This window comes from Clostridioides sp. ZZV14-6153 (assembly GCF_020657855.1).
Taxonomy (GTDB): Bacteria; Bacillota; Clostridia; order Peptostreptococcales; family Peptostreptococcaceae; genus Clostridioides.
In genome coordinates this window covers 27,212-47,681 of record NZ_JAGWCZ010000018.1, presented here as the reverse complement: position 1 = coordinate 47,681, position 20,470 = coordinate 27,212, and the positions used below count along the sequence as shown (strand labels likewise).

The 20,470-nt window shown below is 28.0% G+C and carries 17 protein-coding genes; 16 read left to right on the top strand and 1 reads right to left on the bottom strand.

Annotated elements, in window-relative coordinates; genetic code table 11:
* The first annotated feature begins 381 nt into the window (after window positions 1–381).
* The 4 genes from KGF46_RS17150 to speB are packed head-to-tail and all read left to right on the top strand — an operon-like array spanning window position 382 to window position 4,086.
* Entirely contained in the window at window positions 382–1,857 is a 1,476-nt protein-coding gene (locus KGF46_RS17150) for an aminotransferase class I/II-fold pyridoxal phosphate-dependent enzyme (RefSeq protein WP_227862196.1), read from the top strand.
* Window positions 1,858–1,917: 60 nt separating this feature from the next.
* Window positions 1,918–2,331 (top strand): adenosylmethionine decarboxylase, encoded by a 414-nt coding sequence (speD, locus tag KGF46_RS17145; protein WP_227436754.1) that lies wholly within the window; start codon window positions 1,918–1,920, stop codon window positions 2,329–2,331.
* Between the two features lie 35 nt (window positions 2,332–2,366).
* Entirely contained in the window at window positions 2,367–3,218 is an 852-nt protein-coding gene (gene speE / locus KGF46_RS17140) for a polyamine aminopropyltransferase (RefSeq protein WP_227829856.1), read from the top strand.
* A complete protein-coding gene (gene speB / locus KGF46_RS17135) occupies window positions 3,208–4,086 on the top strand; it encodes an agmatinase (protein ID WP_227829855.1) in 879 nt (292 codons plus the stop codon). Before speE ends, speB begins: the two co-directional genes overlap by 11 nt.
* Window positions 4,087–4,247: 161 nt before the next feature.
* Here speB and KGF46_RS17130 read toward each other — a convergent pair whose 3' ends face one another.
* Window positions 4,248–4,448, bottom strand: coding sequence for a cold-shock protein (locus KGF46_RS17130; RefSeq protein ID WP_227436749.1), 201 nt, complete (start codon window positions 4,446–4,448; stop codon window positions 4,248–4,250).
* 466 nt (window positions 4,449–4,914) lie between these two features.
* Between KGF46_RS17130 and KGF46_RS17125 the strand changes: the two genes are divergently transcribed.
* The 12 genes from KGF46_RS17125 to KGF46_RS17070 all read left to right on the top strand — a co-directional run bounded on the left by KGF46_RS17125 (window position 4,915) and on the right by KGF46_RS17070 (window position 20,457).
* Window positions 4,915–6,405 (top strand): 4Fe-4S dicluster domain-containing protein, encoded by a 1,491-nt coding sequence (locus KGF46_RS17125; protein ID WP_227829854.1) that lies wholly within the window; start codon window positions 4,915–4,917, stop codon window positions 6,403–6,405.
* 262 nt (window positions 6,406–6,667) lie between these two features.
* On the top strand, window positions 6,668–8,164 hold the full coding sequence (locus KGF46_RS17120) for a 4Fe-4S dicluster domain-containing protein (protein WP_227841404.1): 1,497 nt from the start codon (window positions 6,668–6,670) through the stop codon (window positions 8,162–8,164).
* Window positions 8,165–8,334: 170 nt separating this feature from the next.
* Window positions 8,335–9,249 (top strand): MBL fold metallo-hydrolase, encoded by a 915-nt coding sequence (locus tag KGF46_RS17115; protein WP_227862195.1) that lies wholly within the window; start codon window positions 8,335–8,337, stop codon window positions 9,247–9,249.
* A gap of 120 nt (window positions 9,250–9,369) precedes the next feature.
* Window positions 9,370–9,561, top strand: coding sequence for a hypothetical protein (locus KGF46_RS17110; protein WP_003418667.1), 192 nt, complete (start codon window positions 9,370–9,372; stop codon window positions 9,559–9,561).
* Window positions 9,562–9,783: 222 nt separating this feature from the next.
* Window positions 9,784–10,134 carry a DUF6483 family protein gene (locus KGF46_RS17105; protein ID WP_227842975.1) on the top strand — a complete coding sequence of 117 codons (351 nt, stop codon included), beginning with the start codon at window positions 9,784–9,786 and terminating at the stop codon, window positions 10,132–10,134.
* A gap of 261 nt (window positions 10,135–10,395) precedes the next feature.
* Window positions 10,396–11,901, top strand: coding sequence for a DUF1846 domain-containing protein (locus KGF46_RS17100; RefSeq protein WP_227840885.1), 1,506 nt, complete (start codon window positions 10,396–10,398; stop codon window positions 11,899–11,901).
* A gap of 396 nt (window positions 11,902–12,297) precedes the next feature.
* Complete coding sequence (dinB, locus tag KGF46_RS17095) at window positions 12,298–13,395, top strand: DNA polymerase IV (protein WP_227829849.1); 1,098 nt, start codon at window positions 12,298–12,300, stop codon at window positions 13,393–13,395.
* 271 nt (window positions 13,396–13,666) lie between these two features.
* On the top strand, window positions 13,667–14,803 hold the full coding sequence (locus KGF46_RS17090) for an ABC transporter ATP-binding protein (protein ID WP_227829848.1): 1,137 nt from the start codon (window positions 13,667–13,669) through the stop codon (window positions 14,801–14,803).
* Complete coding sequence (locus KGF46_RS17085; RefSeq protein ID WP_227829847.1) at window positions 14,796–16,343, top strand: glycine betaine ABC transporter substrate-binding protein; 1,548 nt, start codon at window positions 14,796–14,798, stop codon at window positions 16,341–16,343. Before KGF46_RS17090 ends, KGF46_RS17085 begins: the two co-directional genes overlap by 8 nt.
* 253 nt (window positions 16,344–16,596) lie before the next feature.
* Window positions 16,597–17,463 (top strand): cation diffusion facilitator family transporter, encoded by an 867-nt coding sequence (locus KGF46_RS17080; protein WP_227829846.1) that lies wholly within the window; start codon window positions 16,597–16,599, stop codon window positions 17,461–17,463.
* A gap of 139 nt (window positions 17,464–17,602) precedes the next feature.
* Window positions 17,603–18,745, top strand: coding sequence for an aldo/keto reductase (locus KGF46_RS17075; RefSeq protein ID WP_227829845.1), 1,143 nt, complete (start codon window positions 17,603–17,605; stop codon window positions 18,743–18,745).
* A 488-nt stretch (window positions 18,746–19,233) separates the two neighbouring features.
* Window positions 19,234–20,457, top strand: coding sequence for a DUF6080 domain-containing protein (locus KGF46_RS17070; protein ID WP_227842973.1), 1,224 nt, complete (start codon window positions 19,234–19,236; stop codon window positions 20,455–20,457).
* Window positions 20,458–20,470: the final 13 nt, after the last annotated feature.

The following is a 20,470-nucleotide window of genomic DNA, read 5'->3' as shown; positions in this document are numbered from 1 at the left end:
TACACTAAACTATAGATTTTAATATATAAAATAAAAATAGTATGAAAGTTTAGTAATAGAATACATACAAATTAAAAATATTAAACTTAAAGCGTTAGTAAAACTTGAAAAAAATAAAAATATGAAATTGACTAAAAGTGATAAAGTTTACAAATACTAATTTATAAAAAAATTAATATAAACAATAAAAAATATGAAAGTTTATAAATATTGATAATACTAAGGTATAGGTTTTTGGTGTGGAATAAAAAAATACTTGTAAAAAGACTTGTTTGTTAATATAATAAATATCATGAGTTTAATAAAAGTAAAAATAAAAAATAGAAATAATAAATAAAAACAATAAAAATATTAAAATAGAGAGGAGATGAATTTAAAGTCATGGACAGTGAATTCGCAAATGCAGTTGAATTGAGCTATGAATGTGCTCCCTTATTGGAATCATTAAAAGAATATTCAAAAAGAGATATAGCTTGTTTTGATGTACCTGGACATGTGAAAAATAGAGGTGTAGATATATTAAATAAATATCTAGGTGAAAATCTCATGAAAATGGATATAAACTCATCACCCACTATGGATAATGTATCTAATCCAACTGGAGTCATAAAAAATGCACAAGATTTATTAGCGCAGGCATATATGGCTGATGAAGCATTCTTTATAACTAATGGTACTACACAAGCAATACATGCAATGATTCTAAGTGTAATAAATCCAGGAGAAAAAGTATTGCTCCCAAGAAATATTCATAAGTCAGTAATAAATGCTTTAATACTTTGTGGAGGAATACCAGTATTTATACAACCAGAATTTGATGAGCAACTAGGTATAAGTTTAAATATTACTATTGAGAAAGTTAAAGAGGAAATAGAAAAAAGTTGCGATATAAAAGCTTTATTTTTACTTAATCCAACTTATTATGGTGCTTGTGCAGACCTTGAGAACATCATAGAATTATGCCATAAAAATAATCTTTTAGTGTTAGTAGATGAAGCTCATGGTGCTCATTTTCCATTTCATTTAGATTTACCTCCTTCTGCAATAAGTTTAGGAGCAGATATGGTGGCTGTAAGTATACATAAAACTGGAGGAGCATTGACACAATCTTCAGCACTTTTATTGAATAGAGAAAATGTAAGAGTTGAAAAAGTACTTCAGTCAATCAATATGTTACAGTCTACATCTGCATCTTATTTGCTTATGGCAAGTATAGATGGAGCGAGAGTTAACCTAGTTGAAAATGGAGAAGAACAATTATCAAAAGCATTAAATTTATCGAGATACGCAAAAGCTAGATTAAATAAAATAGATGGAATAGATGTTTTGTCTACCGAAATATTAAAAAGAAAAGGTGTTAAATTTATAGATGAAACTAAATTATGTATAAATATAAAAGGGTTAAATTTAACTGGCTTTGAAGTGTATGATTTGTTGTATAAAAAGTTTTCAATTCAAGTAGAACTAGGAGATTTGTACAATATCTTAGCACTTGTGTCTATTGGAACTAATAAATCAGATATTGATAGATTGGTTAAGGCTCTTTCTATAATTGAAAAAACTTATAGAAAAGAAGCCAAGTTAAATGAGTTTAATATGATTCAAATAAATCCAACTATTGAGCTTAATCCTCGAGAAGCTTTTTATGCATCTAAAGAAAGTGTAGAAATCAAGTCATGTATAGGTAGAATTTGTGGAGAATCAATAATGGCATACCCACCAGGTATACCAATTGTTACTCCAGGAGAGTTAATAACAAAAGAAATTATGGAGTACCTTGTTTTTTTAAAAGAGAGTAATGCGTATTTGACTGATATGCAAGATAAAAACTTAGATACAATACTCGTTATAAAATAAATTGTGTTATTGGATAAATAGAATAGTATATATAAATATGTAAAAGGAGTTGAGATTGAAATGAAATTTGAAACACTAGGAAGACATATACTAGTAGAATACTATAACTGTGATGAGAGCATACTTAAAGACCCACATCTTATAGAAAATTTTATGAATGATTCAGCATTAAATGCAAAGGCTACAATTGTTGATTCTGTATTTCACCATTTTAATCCTTGGGGGGTTTCGGGTGCTGTCATAATTGCTGAATCTCATTTGACAATACATACTTGGCCTGAATATGGTTATGCAGCGGCGGATTTTTTTACTTGTGGTGATATAGACCCATGGAAAAGTTTCGAATTATTGGAACAACTTCTAAAATCAGAAAGAAGTGAGTCCACAGAAATTCCAAGAGGATTGACAACAAAAATAAAAAAATATTCAAAGAAAGATTTAGGTAAAATCACTCATAAACCTGAAGCAGTATAAACATAAAATAGATAAATGAAAGTGAGGATTATTATATGGAACTTTGGTATACAGAGGAATGGACAGAAAATGTAAGGTTTTCTATAAAAGTAGATAGACATTTATTTGAAGGGAAGTCTGAGTTTCAAAGAATAGATGTGTTTGATAGTGAGGAGTTTGGAAAGTTTCTGACAATAGATGGTTTAATGATGGTGACATATAAAGATGAGTTTATATATCATGACATGATAACTCATGTTCCTATGGCTACAAATTTAAATATCAAAAAAGTCTTAGTTATAGGTGGTGGAGATGGTGGTACAGTAAGAGAGTTAAGTCGTTATCCTAAAATAGAAAAAATTGATATGGTTGAAATAGATAAAATGGTTGTGGATGTGTCTAAAGAGTATATAGATATATGTTCATGTAAATTAGACGATAAAAGAGTAAATTTATATTTTGAAGATGGAGTTAAGTTTGTTAAAGAGGCTTATGACAAATCTTATGACTTAATAATAGTAGATTCAACTGACCCAATAGGACCAGGAGAAGGACTTTTTTCAAATGATTTTTATAGAGATTGTTATAGAATACTAACTGATGATGGAATTTTAGTAAATCAAAGTGAAAGTCCTTATTTTGAGTTTAATGCTAAAGAAATGAAAAGAGCCAACGATAAGTTAAAAGGTATATTTCCAATATCTAAAGTTTATCAAGCACATATACCAACATATCCATCTGGACACTGGCTATTTGGTTTTGCTTCAAAAAAACTAGACCCAATAAAAAATCAAGATAGAGATGGTTGGGAAAAATTAAATTTAAAAACGAAGTATTATAATAGTGATATCCATTTAGGTTCATTTATGCTACCTCAATATGTAAAGGAGATGTTAAATGAAGAGTAATTTCTATCATATAAATACATTTATGGGTATGGATAAAAGTTATGAAGAATCAAATTTGATAGTGTTTGGAGTAGGGTTTGATGGAACTACTTCAAATAGACCTGGAGCTAGATTTGCAAGTAGCTCGATGAGAAAAGAATTTTATGGTCTTGAGACATATAGTCCTTTTTTAGACTTGGATTTAGAAGATTATAATATATGTGATTATGGAGATTTGGAAATTAGTGTTGGAGATACAGAACAAGTTTTGAAAGAAATATATGATGAAACTGCTAGTATAGTTGAAGATTTAAAGGTTCCATTTATGATTGGTGGAGAACATCTAGTTACTTTACCAGCTTTTAAAGCAGTCTATGAGAAGTATAATGATGTGTATGTAATTCATTTTGATGCACACACAGATTTAAGAGAAGAATATAATAATAATAAAAATTCTCATGCAACAGTAATTAAAAGAGTATGGGATATTGTTGGAGATGATAAAATATTTCAATTTGGAATAAGGTCTGGAACAAGAGAAGAATTTAAATTTGCAATAGAACAAAAACATACTTATATGGAAGTTGGTGGAATAAATACATTTGAAAAGATAATTAATAAATTGAATGGGAAAAATGTTTATTTAACTGTAGATTTAGATGTGTTGGATGCATCTGTATTTCCAGGAACAGGTACACCAGAACCTGGTGGTATAAATTATAGAGAATTTCAAGATATTTTTAAGATTATAAAAAAATCTAATATAAATATAGTTGGTTGTGATATTGTAGAGCTAAGCCCTGATTATGATACGACAGGAGTATCAACAGTTATAGCATGTAAAGTATTGAGAGAATTGTGCTTAATAATATCAAGTAAATTTAGGTAGTGTAGTCTATATGAATAATATACTATAATAGAAAGAAGTTACTTTAAATAAGTTGTTTTAAGTTTAGCACTTTTTTAAGGTAACTTATTTATTTTTTTTAGACAACAAAAAAGAGCCTTATGTAGCTCCTTTTCTAAAATATATATATTTAAATTAAATAATTATATTCTATTTACGTTTTCAGCTTGAGGTCCTCTATTACCTTGAGTTATATCAAAGCTAACCTTTTCGCCTTCTTCTAAAGTTTTGTATCCATCAGTTTGTATAGCTGAGAAATGTACGAAAACATCGTCTTCTCCTTCTACTGATATGAATCCAAATCCTTTTTCACTATTAAACCATTTTACTATTCCGTTTTTCATTATAAAAAAACCTCCGCTTTATTAAAAAATACAAACTAAATAAATTAAGTCTGTTCTATTAATATAGCATAAATTTTAAAAAAAAGCAATTAAAATTTTAAAAAAAGTTAATCAATTTTAGAATTTAAAAAATTTTGCTAAAAAATATATTAACAATGAAAGAAAATAAAATAGAAATCTGATGAGGTTTAGCAAATTTAATATCAAAAAATGTAATATATAAATTGAAAAATAAAGAGTAAAATATAAAAAAATAATAAAAAATATTATAAAATAGACTGAAAATAAAATTTAAAAATAGTGAAATTTCAGAAATATCACTATTATTATATAATAAAACAAAAAAACAGTATATAAATTCGATAAAATAAAAATTAAATATATAATGTTTTACATATATATTAATAAAAGGAAATATTATGCTATAATAGTACCGTATAAAATTATTTACGGGGGTGGTATTAACATGTTTCAATTTGAAACACAAATACACAAATTAAGACATGATGTTTTAACTGCAATAGCTAGGCTTGGAAAAGAAGATAACCTTACAAGAGAAGCAATGGATAATATTCAATATGAAATAATAAAAGGCGAGAAACCTACATACAGATGTTGTGTTTATAAAGAAAGAGCTATAATATCTGAAAGAGTAAATGTAAGTATGGGACTATTGCCAGGTCAAGATAAAATAGATTTAGATACAATGGATGTAGGAGAAGATGAACAAATAATATATATTTTAGAAGCAGCATGTGATAGTTGCCCAATAAACGAATTTACAGTAACTGATATATGTAGAGGTTGTTTAGCACATAGATGTAAAGAAGCTTGTAAATTTGGTGCTATTACACATGTTGGGGGAATGGCTTATATAAATCATGAATTATGTAAGGCTTGTGGAATGTGTAAAAAAGCTTGCCAATATGATGCCATCTCAGAGGTTGTAAGACCATGTAAGAGCGTATGCCCAACTAATGCTTTAGGGTTTGATAGAGAAAATATGAAAGCTATGATACATGAAGATAAATGTTTAAACTGTGGTGCGTGTATGTCAGCATGCCCATTTGGAGCGATATCTGATAAGAGTTTGATAGCTCCAGTAGCTAGAAAATTAGTACAAAAAGAAAAAATGTACGCAGTAGTAGCTCCAGCTATAACAGGTCAAGTTGAAGCAAATGTTACATATGGTCAAATAAAAAATGCTATAAAATCATTAGGTTTTGTCGATGTACTAGAGGCTGCTTGTGGAGCAGATGCAGTTACAGTTCATGAAAGTTTAGAGTTTGCTGAAAGAATGGAAGAAGGAGACTCTTTTATGACAAACTCTTGTTGTCCAGGATTTGTTGGTTACATAGAAAAGACATTCCCAGACCTTGTAGGAAAAATATCTTCTACTGTATCTCCTATGATAGCTAGTGGAAGATTTATAAAAAATTATGAACCTGATGCAAAAGTAGTATTTATAGGTCCTTGTACAGCTAAAAAGAATGAAGCGGCTAAAAAGGAATTAAAAGGAGCTGTTGATTATGTACTAACTTTTGAAGAAATAATGGCACTATTTGAAGCATTTGATATAGACTTAGCTAAGTGTTCAAATGAAGATATAGATGATGCATCAATATTTGGAAGAGGCTTTGGTGCTGCTGGTGGACTTACAAAAGCTATAGAAAATTATCTTGCTGAAAAAGGTATTGGAGTTAATTTCGAACCTGTAAAAATTTCTGGTTCAAGAGAGATTAAGAAGACAATGACTATGGCTAATTTAGGAAAATTAGAAGGAAACTTTATAGAAGGTATGATGTGCGAAGGTGGATGTATAAATGGTTCTGGTAAGTTCTTATCAGGTGCAAAGGTTAAAACCACTTTTGATAGAAAAAATTCTCAATCAACTAAGAAAAGTATTTTAGCAAATACAAAAATAAAAGATTTTAGTGATATAAATCTAGAAAAATAGATTTATAGATAATCATAAAAAATATAGATGAAGAATAGAGTTGTTCTAAGTTGTAATTTAACATTAGGATAACTCTATTTTTATTTAGACTTATATTAATATATTTAAGTACTTAAAATAAAAATTAGATATATAATATTTTGTATATAACTTAACAAAGACCATGCCTATGTTATAATAATTTATGGAAATAAATAAAAAATACAATATACATAAGAGTATAAATATAGGTGAAATAGGTGGTTTATAGGGAGGAGTACTTATGTTTGAGTTTGAAACACAGCTAAAAAGATTGAAACATGAGATTTTAACAGTTGTAGCAAAACTATCAATTGAGGAAAATTTAACAAAAGAGAACATAGAAAAAATTCCATATGAAATAATTAAAGGAGAGAAAGCAAGATATAGATGCTGCGTTTATAAAGAGAGAGAGGTAGTTCTTGAACGAGCACAACTTGCACTGAGTTTGACACCAAATACTAAATATGAAAATATAAATCCAGATTCAGTAAATTTAGGCTCCAATGAGCAAATTATGTATATAGTGGAAGCTGCATGTGATAGATGTCCAATAAATGAATTTACAGTAACAGAACTTTGTAGAGGGTGTTTGGCACATAGATGTAAAGAAGCTTGTAAGTTTGGAGCAATTTCTTATATAAATGGAAGAGCTTATATAAACCATGATTTATGCAAAGCTTGTGGAATGTGTAAAAGTTCATGTCAATATGATGCTATCTCAGAGGTTATAAGACCATGTAAAAGTGTATGCCCAACTGGTGCGTTAGATTTTAATAGAGATACTATGAAAGCTATGATACATGAAGATAATTGTATAAATTGTGGCGCATGCATGTCAGCTTGTCCATTTGGAGCAATATCTGACAAGAGTTTGATAGTACCAGTTGCAAAAAAACTTGCAAGAAAAGAAAATATGTATGCGATAGTAGCTCCAGCAATAACAGGTCAAATTGATAGTAACATTACATATGGACAATTAAAAAATGCTGTAAAATCACTAGGATTTATAGATATGATAGAAGCTTCTTGTGGAGCAGATGCAGTTACAGTTCGTGAAAGTAATGAATTCATTGAAAGAATAAAATCTGGAGATAAGTATATGACAAATTCATGCTGTCCTGGGTTCTTTAAATATATAGAGAAAATGTTCCCAGATGAAGTTGATAAAATATCTTCTACAGTATCACCTATGGTAGCCACAGGAAGATTCGTAAAAAAATTTGATTCTGATGCTAAGGTAGTATTTATAGGTCCATGTACTGCAAAAAAGAGTGAGGCAACTGAGGAATGTTTAAAAGATGCAGTGGATTATGTACTAACTTTTGAAGAACTAATGGCATTATTTGAAGCTTTTAATGTAGATTTGTCAAAATGCTCAAATGATGATATAAATGATGGTTCAATTTTTGGAAGGGGATTTGGAGCGTCTGGTGGGCTCACAAAATCAATACAGAATTATATTGCTGAAAAAGGTATCAGTTTTGATTTTGAGCCTATAAAAGTTTCTGGACCAAGACAAATTAAGAAAACAATGACAATGGCTAAATTAGGTAGATTAGAAGGTAATTTTATAGAAGGAATGATGTGCGAAGAAGGCTGTATTAATGGAGCTGGTAAATTCTTATCAGGTGTAAAAGCTAAAAATACTTTTGATAGAAAAAATGGACAATCAACTAAGAAGAGTGTTTTATCTAATGATAAAATAAAAGAGTTTGAAGATTTAAATTTAGAAAGATAGTATTAATTGATATTTTAAAAAATACTTAGTTACAATTATAAAACTAAACTATTTGTTATATTTAATGCCACAAATATGCCTAGAATTTGCCCTTTTTCTAGGTGTATTTTATTATGTCAGCATTGCTATACTATAAATATGTAATAAATAAAATTTATAGGAGCTTTTGGATGAAGAAAATAATATTAAAAGATATCATGTTTTTAATTACAACGGTATATTTGATTGCAGTGCTATTGATTGTAGTAAATGTAACTGCTAATGGTAAGACAGAATCAACAAGTAAATCTTATTTAGATAGTGAGAAAAATAGTATGAGTCAAAATAATATTCAAAATGATATAGAAAATACTGCATTTAAAACTACTATACTAAATACTGGAAAGTCAGATTGCATATTAATTGAGATAGGCAAGAAAGCTATAATGATTGATACAGGAGAAGATAAAGATGGTGAACAAATAGTTAATAATTTAAAAGAAAAAGGTATAAATACGCTTGATTATCTAATTTTAACTCATTTAGATAAAGACCACATAGGTGGAGTTGATAGTGTGTTGTCCAGTGTTAAAGTGAATAATTTAATACAAGCAAATTATAAAAAAGATAGTAAACAATATGATGAATATATTAACTCGCTTAAAAAAACTGGTATAGAGCCTACAGTATTGAAAGAAAAAATGAATATTGTAATCAATAAAGCAAAAATAAGCATACAGCCAGCTTTAAAAAGTAATTATGAGAGTTCAAACGATTACTCGATAATCACTAGTATAAATTATGGAACACATAACTTTTTGTTTGCAGGAGATGCAGAAGAAGAACGTTTAGCTGAATTTATAAGTAAAAATACTTTAAAATACGATTTTGTGAAAATTCCTCATCATGGAAGGTATGATAAATTAAGTGAAGCATTTTTAAAATCTATTTCACCAAAATATGCTGCTATTACTTGCTCACAGAAAAAAGAACCTGATGAAGAAGTATTAGAAATATTAAAAAAATTAGATATAAAAACTTTTCTTGCTTCTAATGGAGACATAGTTATAGATAGTGACGGAAATAAGTTAAGTGTAAGTCAATAGTGTTTTCTGAAAAATTGTATAAAAAAATTTAAAAAAATCATTAGCAAATATGAGACCTTAAACATAGTATATTTTAGGAGCTGAAACTCCACATACAAAATAACTAGGAGGTAACATATTATGTTGGATAGATTTTTTGGTGAAGGCGGATTTGGCGGATGTGCTTGGTGGATAATAATATTATTTTTCTTATTCTTAGCATTCCAAGACTGTTGGGCTGAAATGGACTTATGTGCATGGATACCTTTCTTAATATTATTATTAATACTTTGCGAATGTGGTGACGTTTTTGATGGAGGATGTGGATGCTAAAAAAATCAATTTAAATGATTTAAAGAAGCTTATGGTGGGTATAAACAAAATACCAAACCAATCACAATCTAGTGTTTGAAGGTAGTCGGATATCCCCCGCTACCTTCTTTTTTTATTATTCAAAAATTATTTATTCATTATTTTATTTACATACAATAATTTTCTCTAGAAAGTTTGGTATAATTAAAAAGAAAATAAATTTTATTTATAGGAGATGTAAATATGGCTATAGTGGATAAGATTTTCAATGAGATAAAACTTATGGTTGCAAGATTCTTATTGGGGAAAAAATACAGTGAATATGAAGAAAAAGATTTAGTATATAATACTGAAGAAGAAGTTATATTAATAACTTTAAAAAGATTAGTTTTCCAGGGAAATGTCAATGAAGCAGAAGAAATTTTATTTGATAAAGCTAAAACTGTAAATAGTGAAAATATGCAGTATATAGCAATAGAATTTTATACTATGCTTATGGAAAAAACTGATGAAGAATTAGAGTCTATGAATTTTTCTAAACAAGAAGTTTATCAAGGTATAGAAGATATTAGGAAGGTTTTAAATTTAGAATAAAGTATGTATAAAAATATTAAAATAAATTAATGTTAAGATGAGAATATTATATTTAAATATATAAAATATAATATTCTTATTTTATTAATAATATAATTATATCTTATTTACCATAAAACTATCTTGAAAAAAATTAATCTTAAATGTATAATATTACTTTGAGTGAAAAAGTATTAACATTTTTTTATAAGATGTTTTACTAAAAAAATATATATAAACATACTGTTATCAAAAAGAAATTTAATTTAGTGAGGTGTTAAGATGAAAATAGGATTTGACCACAAAAAATATTTAGAAGAGCAGTCTAAATATATCTTAGAGAGAGTAAATAATTTTGACAAGCTTTATTTGGAGTTTGGAGGAAAATTAATGGGAGACCTTCATGCAAAAAGAGTACTTCCAGGTTTTGATGAAAATGCAAAGATAAAAGTATTACAACATATGAAAGAAAAAGTTGAAGTTGTAATTTGCGTGTATGCAGGAGATATAGAAAGAAATAAAATAAGAGGTGACTTTGGTATCACTTATGATATGGAAGTTTTAAGATTAATAGATGATTTAAGAGGTTATGAACTAGATGTAAATAGTGTAGTAATCACTAGATTTGAGGGACAACCTGCAACGACTGTATTTATAAATAAGTTAGAGCGTAGAGGAATCAAAGTTTATAAACATTATCCAACAAAGGGATATCCTTCAGATGTTGAAACTATAGTTAGTGATGAAGGATATGGAGCAAATGATTATATAGAAACTACAAAGCCAATTGTAGTAGTAACAGCACCAGGACCTAATAGTGGAAAACTTGGTACTTGCTTAAGTCAGTTATACCATGAAAATAAAAGAGGAAATGTAGTTGGATATTCTAAATTTGAAACATTCCCAGTTTGGAATATACCTGTGAAACATCCTTTAAATATAGCTTATGAGGCAGCTACAGTAGATTTAAAAGACGTAAATATGATAGATTCATTCCATCTTGAAACTTATGGTGAAATGTCAGTAAACTATAATAGAGATTTAGAGTTATTCCCAGTGCTTAAAAAAATAATAGAAAAAATAACTGGAAAAGAATCAATTTTCCAATCTCCAACTGACATGGGTGTTAATAGAGTTGGTTTTGGAATAATAGATGATGAAGTAATAAGAAAAGCTTCTATAGAAGAAATTATAAGAAGATACTTTAAAACTGCCTGTGAGTATAAAAAGGGACAAGTTGATAAAGGTGCTTATGATAGAATGAAAATGATTATGGAAGAACTTAACTTAAAGCCAGAAGATAGAAACGTTGTTTTACCTGCTAGAAATTACAGTAATAAGTTAAAAGAAAATGCTGATAAAAATGATACTTGTCCTGTAGTGTCACTAGAATTAGAAGATGGGACAATATTAACTGGTAAAGGTTCTGACTTAATGAATGGAACAGCAGCAGCAGTACTAAATGCAATTAAACATTTAGCCAATATATCTGATGATATGCATTTAATATCACCTGTAATATTAGAGCCTATTATAAATTTAAAAACAAAAACTTTAGCAAGTAGAAATGTTTCACTTAGCTGTCAAGAGGTTTTAACTGCTCTTAGTATTTGCGCTGTAACTAATCCAACTGCACAATTTGCTATGGAAAAGTTAGCTTTATTAAAAGGGTGTCAAGCTCATTCTACTACTATATTAAATAGAGATGATGAACAAACATTTAGAAAGCTTGGTATAGATGTAACTTGTGACCCAGAGTATCCTTCACAAAATCTTTACTATAGCTAAAAATATAATTATACAAAAAAATATGGGCTGTTTTAAAGTAATAGTTTGAGCAGTCCATTACAATTATAATAAAATCAGTAGACTGTCTTGTATAAGGCAGTCTTTTATTTTTAAAACATCCCATTTAAATTAATATATATACTGTTATCCATAAGGAATTTTAATTTAGTTCCTTGGAATACCTATTGTAAAGCTTTTACCTAGTTTTTGCAAGTGTTTTTTATGATTTTTTATAAATTATATTGAATTAGTTGATTATAAACTATTTTAGTAAGAGAAAATATTGATATATAAATAAAATAAATGAAAAAATAGCATAAAGAAACATAAGTTTGGTATAATTAAAACAGTGATGTAAATAAATTTAATCTACTTATACTTTAAAAGGTGATAATAATGGAGCTTCATAGAAAAATAATTCATATAGATATGGATGCTTTTTATGCGTCTATAGAACAAAGAGACAATAAAAAATTAAAAGGTAGACCTGTGGTTGTTGGTGGAAATCCACAAAGCAGAGGAGTAGTTGCAACGTGTTCTTACGAGGCTAGAAAATTTGGCATACATTCAGCTATGCCATCCGCTGTAGCTTATAATAGGTGCCCATATGCAGTTTTTGTAAGACCTAGATTTGAGGTCTATAAAAGTGTATCAAATCAAATAAGAAATATATTTTATAGATACACAGATTTAGTAGAGCCACTATCTTTAGATGAAGCATATTTAGATGTAACGAAAAATAAAAAGAATATTGATTCATCAATTGAAATAGCAAAGCAAATTAAAAGAGATATATTTAAGGAAGTTGGACTTACCTCTTCAGCAGGTATCTCATATAATAAATTTCTTGCTAAGATAGCATCAGATTTAAAAAAGCCTAATGGACTGACTGTAATAAATGAAGAAAATGTTCAGGATTTTTTAGATAAATTGCCTGTAAGTAAATTTTTTGGTGTTGGAAAAGTCACTTCAAATACTCTTAAAAATTTAGGTATAAAAACAGGATATGATTTAAGATGTTTAGATTTATTTGAACTTGAGAGTATATTTAAGAAGAGAGGATATGACTTATATAAATTTGCGAGGGGTATAGATGACAGACCAGTAGAGCCAAATAGAGTTAGAAAATCTGTTGGAGCAGAGACCACACTAAGTCATAACTTAGATATTGACGAAGAGGAAACACGTAATATCCTTGATGAACTTTGTGAGGAAGTATGCCATAGATTAAGAAACTCTGAGAAATTTGGAAAGACGTTGACATTAAAAATTAAGTATGAGGATTTTACACAGATAACTAGAAGTCTTAGTTTAGAACATTATATTGATGAATATAATGATATAAGAAGTGGTGTTGACAATTTATTGAGAAATGTTGAAATGAATGGAAAACAAATTAGACTATTAGGAGTCACAATATCAAACTTAAGTGATAAAAAAGAAACTTATAAAGACATTACTTTATTTGAGTATATGGATAGTATTCAACTATAACTATTTGTTTAAATGAATGAATTAACACTAGTTTTAATTATATATAATTAAGGCTAGTGTTGTATTATTTTATCGAGATTTTTTTATTATTTTTTATATTTTTTGATTTTGAATATTGTATACAAATGCTTGGTATTTACAGTAATGTTTACTAATATGTATTAACCCAAAAGTCGTACTTTGTTTACATAAAGGGGATATTGTGATATAATTATAAAAACAACTTATTGCGATGACAAAGGTTGCTTGTCGAAAGAGGGGATGATAAATTATGATAGAGATAAGAAACGTAACCAAGAAAATGGGAAATAATGTAGTATTAGATGATATTTCTCTAGCCGTTGAAACAGGCACATTGGTGGTTTTAATTGGCTCAAGTGGTTGTGGGAAAACTACTACTTTGAAGCTTATAAACAAATTAATAAAACCTACATCTGGTGAAATATATATTAATGGTAAACCAATTTCTCAAGAAAATGAAATAGAACTTAGAAGGAAAATAGGATATGTTATACAGAACACAGGTCTATTTCCTCATCTTACAATAAAAGAGAATATAGAGTTAATTCCACGTCTAAAAAAGGAAAAGTCAGTTGAAGAAATTGAGGCAAGAACTTTACAACTACTTGAAATGGTAGGTCTTGATAGTGATGATTTTCTAAATAAGTATCCTTCAGAGCTTAGTGGGGGTCAACAGCAAAGAATTGGTGTTGCAAGAGCCATTGCAACTGATGCTGAAATAATATTAATGGATGAGCCTTTTAGTGCTTTAGACCCAATAACAAGAACATCTTTACAAGAACAATTATTTTCTCTTCAAGATGAACTGAAAAAAACTATAATATTTGTAACTCATGATATGGATGAAGCTTTAAAGATAGCTGATAAGATTTGTATTATGAAAGATGGAAGAATAGCACAGTATGATACTCCAGAGAACATACTTAGAAATCCAGCAAATGATTTTGTAAAAGATTTTATTGGAGAAGATAGAGTTTGGGATAATCCAGAATATATAAAAGCAAAAGATATTATGATAAAAAATCCTATTGCTGTTAATTCAACAAGAACTGTAACTCAAGGTATAGAAATTATGAGAAGCAGTAAGGTTGATAGCTTACTAATCATAGATAGAGCTAGAACACTAAAAGGTATTGTTACTGTAAAAGATATGAAAGATATTCATGATAAATCGACATTGCTTAGTGATATTATGTCAAGAGAGCCTTTGCATGTAAATGAAGGTGATAATTTAGTGGAAATACTAAATATAATGAACTGTAATTCAGTTGGATATATTCCAGTTGTTTCAAGTGAAAATAAACTAGTAGGACTGATTACTAGAAGTAGTTTACTTTCTGTTTTAAGTGAGCAATTCCTAGAAATGGAGGTGAGTGTCCTTGGGTAATTTTTTCAATTTTATACTATTGCAAAAAGATAAGATTATAGAGCTTTTGATACAACATATGAGCTTAACTGTTACATCCATTTTGATAGCTATACTAGTGGGTGTCCCTCTAGGAATAATTATTTCAAGAATCTCATCTCTTAGAAAAATTGTGCTTGGATTTGTAAACTTAGTTCAAGCAGTTCCATCAATGGCACTTTTGGGTCTTCTTGTACCAGTACTTGGTATAGGAAGCAAACCAGCAATATTTATGGTAGTAGTATATTCATTATTACCAATTGTAAAGAACACATATATAGGTATAACAAGTATTGACCCAGTAGTATTAGAATCTGCTAAAGGTATTGGTCTTACAAGAAACCAAACTTTATTTAAAATACAGTTTCCTTTAGCTTTGCCTATAATAATGGGTGGGGTTAGAATATCTGCTGTTACAGCGGTTGGTCTTATGACTCTTGCAGCATTTATAGGTGCTGGTGGTCTGGGATATTTAGTATTTTCAGGTGTACAAACTGTAAATAACAATATGATTTTAGCAGGAGCAATTCCATCATGTATAATTGCATTATTAGTTGATTATTTATTTAGTAAGATTGAAGTTGCAGTTACTCCAAAAGGGTTAAACCCAAAGGTTCCAAAGAAAAATTATATAGGACTTAAAGTAGTGTCTGCTATAATAATTATTGCAATGTTATTTGTTACTTTTGGTTCAAGTTTTTCAAGCAAAAAAGAGACAATAACTATAGGCTCTAAAGATTATACAGAACAACTTATTCTTGGTAATGTTTATGCTGAATTGATAGAGAAAAATACAGACCTTAACGTTAAAAAGAATTTAAATCTAGGTGGTTCTTCTGTTGCATTTAATGCTATTAAGTCTGGTGAACTTGATATGTATGTAGATTATACAGGTACACTTTTAGTAAATGTAATGAAGCATGCACCAATTAAAGATGCTGATGAAGCATATAAAGTTGTTAAAGATACTATGGAAAAAGAGAATCAATTAACTTTACTTGACCCTATTGGATTTAACAATACTTATACATTGGCCATGATGCCTAAAACTGCAGAGAAGTATGGAATAAACACTATTTCTGATTTAACTAAATATAGTAGTGACTTTACTTTCTCACCAACTTTAGAGTTTGAAAATAGAGAAGATGGTTTTGTAGGTATTTCTAGAGATTATGGTCTAAAATTCAAAGATGTAAAAGCTATGAATGGAAGTTTAAGATATACAGCTTTAGACAATGATGAATCTCAGGTTGTAGATGCATTTTTAACTGATGGTCTTATTAAAAAGTTTAATCTTAAGATATTAGAAGATGACAAAAACTTCTTTGTTCCATATTATGCAGCTCCATTAGTGAGACAAGATACTCTAAAGAAATATCCTGAGTTAGAGAAAGTGATGAATATGCTTTCAGGAAAAATAGATGAAGAAACTATGAGAGAACTTAACTATCAAGTTGATGAGCTTGGAAAATCACCAGAAGAAGTTGCTCATTCATTCTTAGTTAAAGAAGGTTTAGTATAGAAAATTAATAGTTTATATTATGAACTTAAGTTATAGATAGTATTTTAAATACTATCTATAACTTATTTTTTTTGTATACAAAACCTATATTATAGTTTTTAATTCATAATTAATTTTTAAATTGAATGAACAAGTACAACCAACTTTGAATATAAATATAGTAAGTGTGCTTATATACAATTTGCTTATCTAGTCAATTGATATTGATACATAGTCTTTTTTCGATTAAGTCGAAGGGAGGAGGTATACAGTTATGGATAATTATAAAAAAGTGAAGCAAGTGTTATGGATAATTTTATTTGCCAATTTTGCTGTAGCATTATTAAAAATAATTATTGGTAATAAAATTAAAAGCTATAGTATGACAGCAGATGGGTTTCATTCTCTGTCAGATGGAGCATCTAATATAGTAGGATTAATAGGTATTTTTTTTGCATCTAAACCAAAAGATAAAGATCATCCTTATGGGCATAAAAAATTTGAAATTATAACCAGTTTATTTATTAGTGGTATGTTATTTGTTATAGCAGTTAAGATAATTCTTAGTTCTATATCAAGACTAGCAAACCCAGTTACACCTTCTATAACTATAGAAAGTTTAATCGCTTTAGTCATTACTCTTTTTATAAATATTTTTGTCTGTATATATGAATATAGAGTTGGAACTAAACTGAATAGTTATGTCTTGATTTCAGATTCATTGCATACAAGAAGTGATATATTTGTGTCTTTAGGAGTATTGGTTACTTTAGTTGGTGTTAAGTTAGGATTTCCAGTAATAATAGAATCTGTAGTTCCTATTATTATTTCTGGGTTTATAATTTATTCAGCTTATGGAATATTTAAACCATCTATTGGAATTTTAGTTGATAGAGTAGCTGTAGATGAAGAGTATGTAAGGGAAATTGTATTTGAATTTAATGAAGTGAGAGATGTGCATAATATTAGAAGTAGAGGTAGTAAGAGTGTTATTTATATTGATATGCATGTAATGGTAGACCCATTTATAAGTGTAGAGCAATCTCATGACTTAACGCATAAAATTGAGAAACAAATACAAGAAGAAATTAATGAAAATGCTCAAGTAATAGTGCATATTGAACCTTTTTATAGTTTTTAATTTGACTATGAAGACCTAAGTATAAAAATTTATAATTCATAAAAAAAATATTATACCATAAATATTTTCTGAAAATATTTATGGTATAATATTTTTTATAGAGAAATTAAGTCTTAATATACCTAAGGAGGAATTTATTATGAGATACGTTGAATATGGAAAGACTGGGAAAATGGTTTCAGTAGTTGGATATGGAGGATTAAGATTTGATTTAGAGAAAAGCGACCAAGAAAATGCTGACTTAATTAAATATGCATATGAAAAAGGCATTAATTATTTTGATACAGCACCAGGGTATTGTGATGATAGAAGCGAGGATATATTTGGACTAGCATTTAGACAAATGATAAAAGGTGGTAAAACAGATTTTTACGTATCTACAAAAGGGAAGCCAAAAGAATACGACACAGCAGAAAAAGCAATTGATGCTGTAAAAAAGTCAATAGAGCGATTGGGCGTATCTAAAATAAATTTCTATCATATATGGAATATTAGAAAAATGGAACATTATGAATTTGCAATGAGACCTGGAGGTCAGTATGAGGGTCTATTAAAATGTAAAGAAGAAGGATTGATAGACCACATAGTATTTTCATCTCATCAGCCAGGAGATGAAGTCATAAAAGTTCTTGATGAAAATAAGTTTGAAGGTGTTACTATGGGAATTAATATATTAAACTTTCCATATAGATTAAAGGGTGCTAAACATGCTGTTGAAAATGGATATGGTGTTGTCGCTATGAATCCATTAAGTGGTGGAACTATTCCAAAGTACAATGAAGAGCTTTCTTTTCTAGCAAGAGAAGGTGAAAGTACTGTAGAATCAGCTTTAAGATTTAACATAGGAATTCCACAAATAAATATATCGTTAATAGGAGTTAATAAAAAGCAGGATATAGATGATGCTTGTAAAATTGCAGATGAGAACAAAATATATTCAGATAAAGATATACATGATATTGAAACTAGATTAAGTAAAAACATGAATGAAATATGTACAGGTTGTGGATACTGTAAAGTATGTCCAAAAGATATAAACACTCCAGCATATATGCTTTTCTATAATGAAAAACAGATGTTTAAAAAGAGTGATGAAGAAATGATAAAATCGGTTTATGGGCTAGCACATTGGAATTATACAATGAATAGTAAAGCAAAAGCTAAAGAATGTATAGCTTGTGGAAAATGTGAAATTGAGTGTACTCAGCATTTGCCGATAATTGCTAGGTTAAAAGAAATTAAACAATGGGAAGAAAATGGAGTTAATAATGTTACAGTATAATCAATTTATAATGTACTTAAAATTTGTATAGTATTTAATAATAGCTTAATTTATAAGGGTGTGTCTCAAAATGAACTTTTTAGTTCATGAGGCACTCTTTTTTGTATGAAATCAAATATATTTTCAGCATTTCAACAATGAAAAAGAGGCTTATCTCTATTTTGATACAGCACCTTATATTATGCTTTGATTTATTGTAGTGAAATTTTATCTACACTAACTGACAGCATCTATTTTTATATTGAATCATTCCAATATTTTACATTGAAATCACTTGCAAACTCTAATTTTATAGGCTTCCAATATATATTACACAAATAATTTTTATTTAATTATAGCTTTTAATAAAGTAAATATTGTGGTTGTAAATAAGGAATTATTCAATTACAATAAAACAAGTAAGGATATTATAAAAATGATTATTATAGTTAAAAGAATAAATTGTAGGTAGTAACAAATCCTATATAATGAATGGAGGGTGATATATATTGAAAAATAATATATTTAAATATAAAAATGAGATGTTTTTATTTATATTAGTCACAATAACTTATTTAATAATAACGATAGCATTCTTTTCTAAAACTACAATATTTTATGATTTGAACAACACTTATGATGTATTATTAGATACAGATACAGGTGTACTATTCAATTTAAATGTATTTGCTATAAATCAAGATAATAGCAAGCATGTATTATTTTCAGCTATTATATCAATTTTTGCATATCCAATATATTTACTATGTACCTCGATAGCAAATCCAGGGACAACCGATTTTAATAGTGCTTATGGATTTGGATTGATTTGTCTACAAATAGTAACTAGTGCTACATCTATAACTTTAGTTTTTAATCATATTAAAAAAATAAAAATGCAAAGATTAACTTTAATTTTACTTACTATGATAATGATATTTTCTTTTCCACAACTATTTATGACCTTGAATGTAGAAAGATTTATATATAGTCAGTTTACATTAATATTTTTTATATTTATTGCAAATAAAATGAATGGAAAAAACTCTTATTTAGTAGAATTAGCAGCTATACCATTATTTGGAATAACTATTAGTAATATATATTTGTATTTGCTTAACATAATATTTGAATTTAAGTTGAAAATAGGTAAAATATTAAAGCATTTAATTACATTTATTTTAATGGCATATATTTGTGTAGTTTCAACAAAATCTTATGAAAGTTTTATGAATCTTGGAAATGTAATACAATATGATACAAAGTTTATAAGTGGAGAGCCTATTTTAGAAAAAGTTGCAATGATTATAGAAAGATTATTGTATTCAGTTTTTTATTTTCCTGGAGCGGAGATTAAAAAAGGACTATTTTTGCAAAATGGAGAAGTTGCAACAATACCAGTTATTCTTACTTTATTAGCATTTTGTTTTTGTGTTTTAGCAGTTATTGAGAACTCAGAAAAAAGAGTTCCTAAGTTGTGTATGGGAATAATTTTATTTAATTTAGTTTTACATGGTATAATAGGGTACAATCTGACTAATTCAAGTATAATGACTATAAATTTTAGTTTTGCAGTTATAGTTTTATTAGCTTACTTTACTAAAGCACTTAGAAAAAATGAAAAAAGCATGTACAATATATTTTTATCATTGTTGCTAGTCACTATAATAATTAGTAATATCAATGGATTTATAGAAATTTTAAATATTGGGATAAAATCATATCCTGTTTAAAAAATAATGTTGA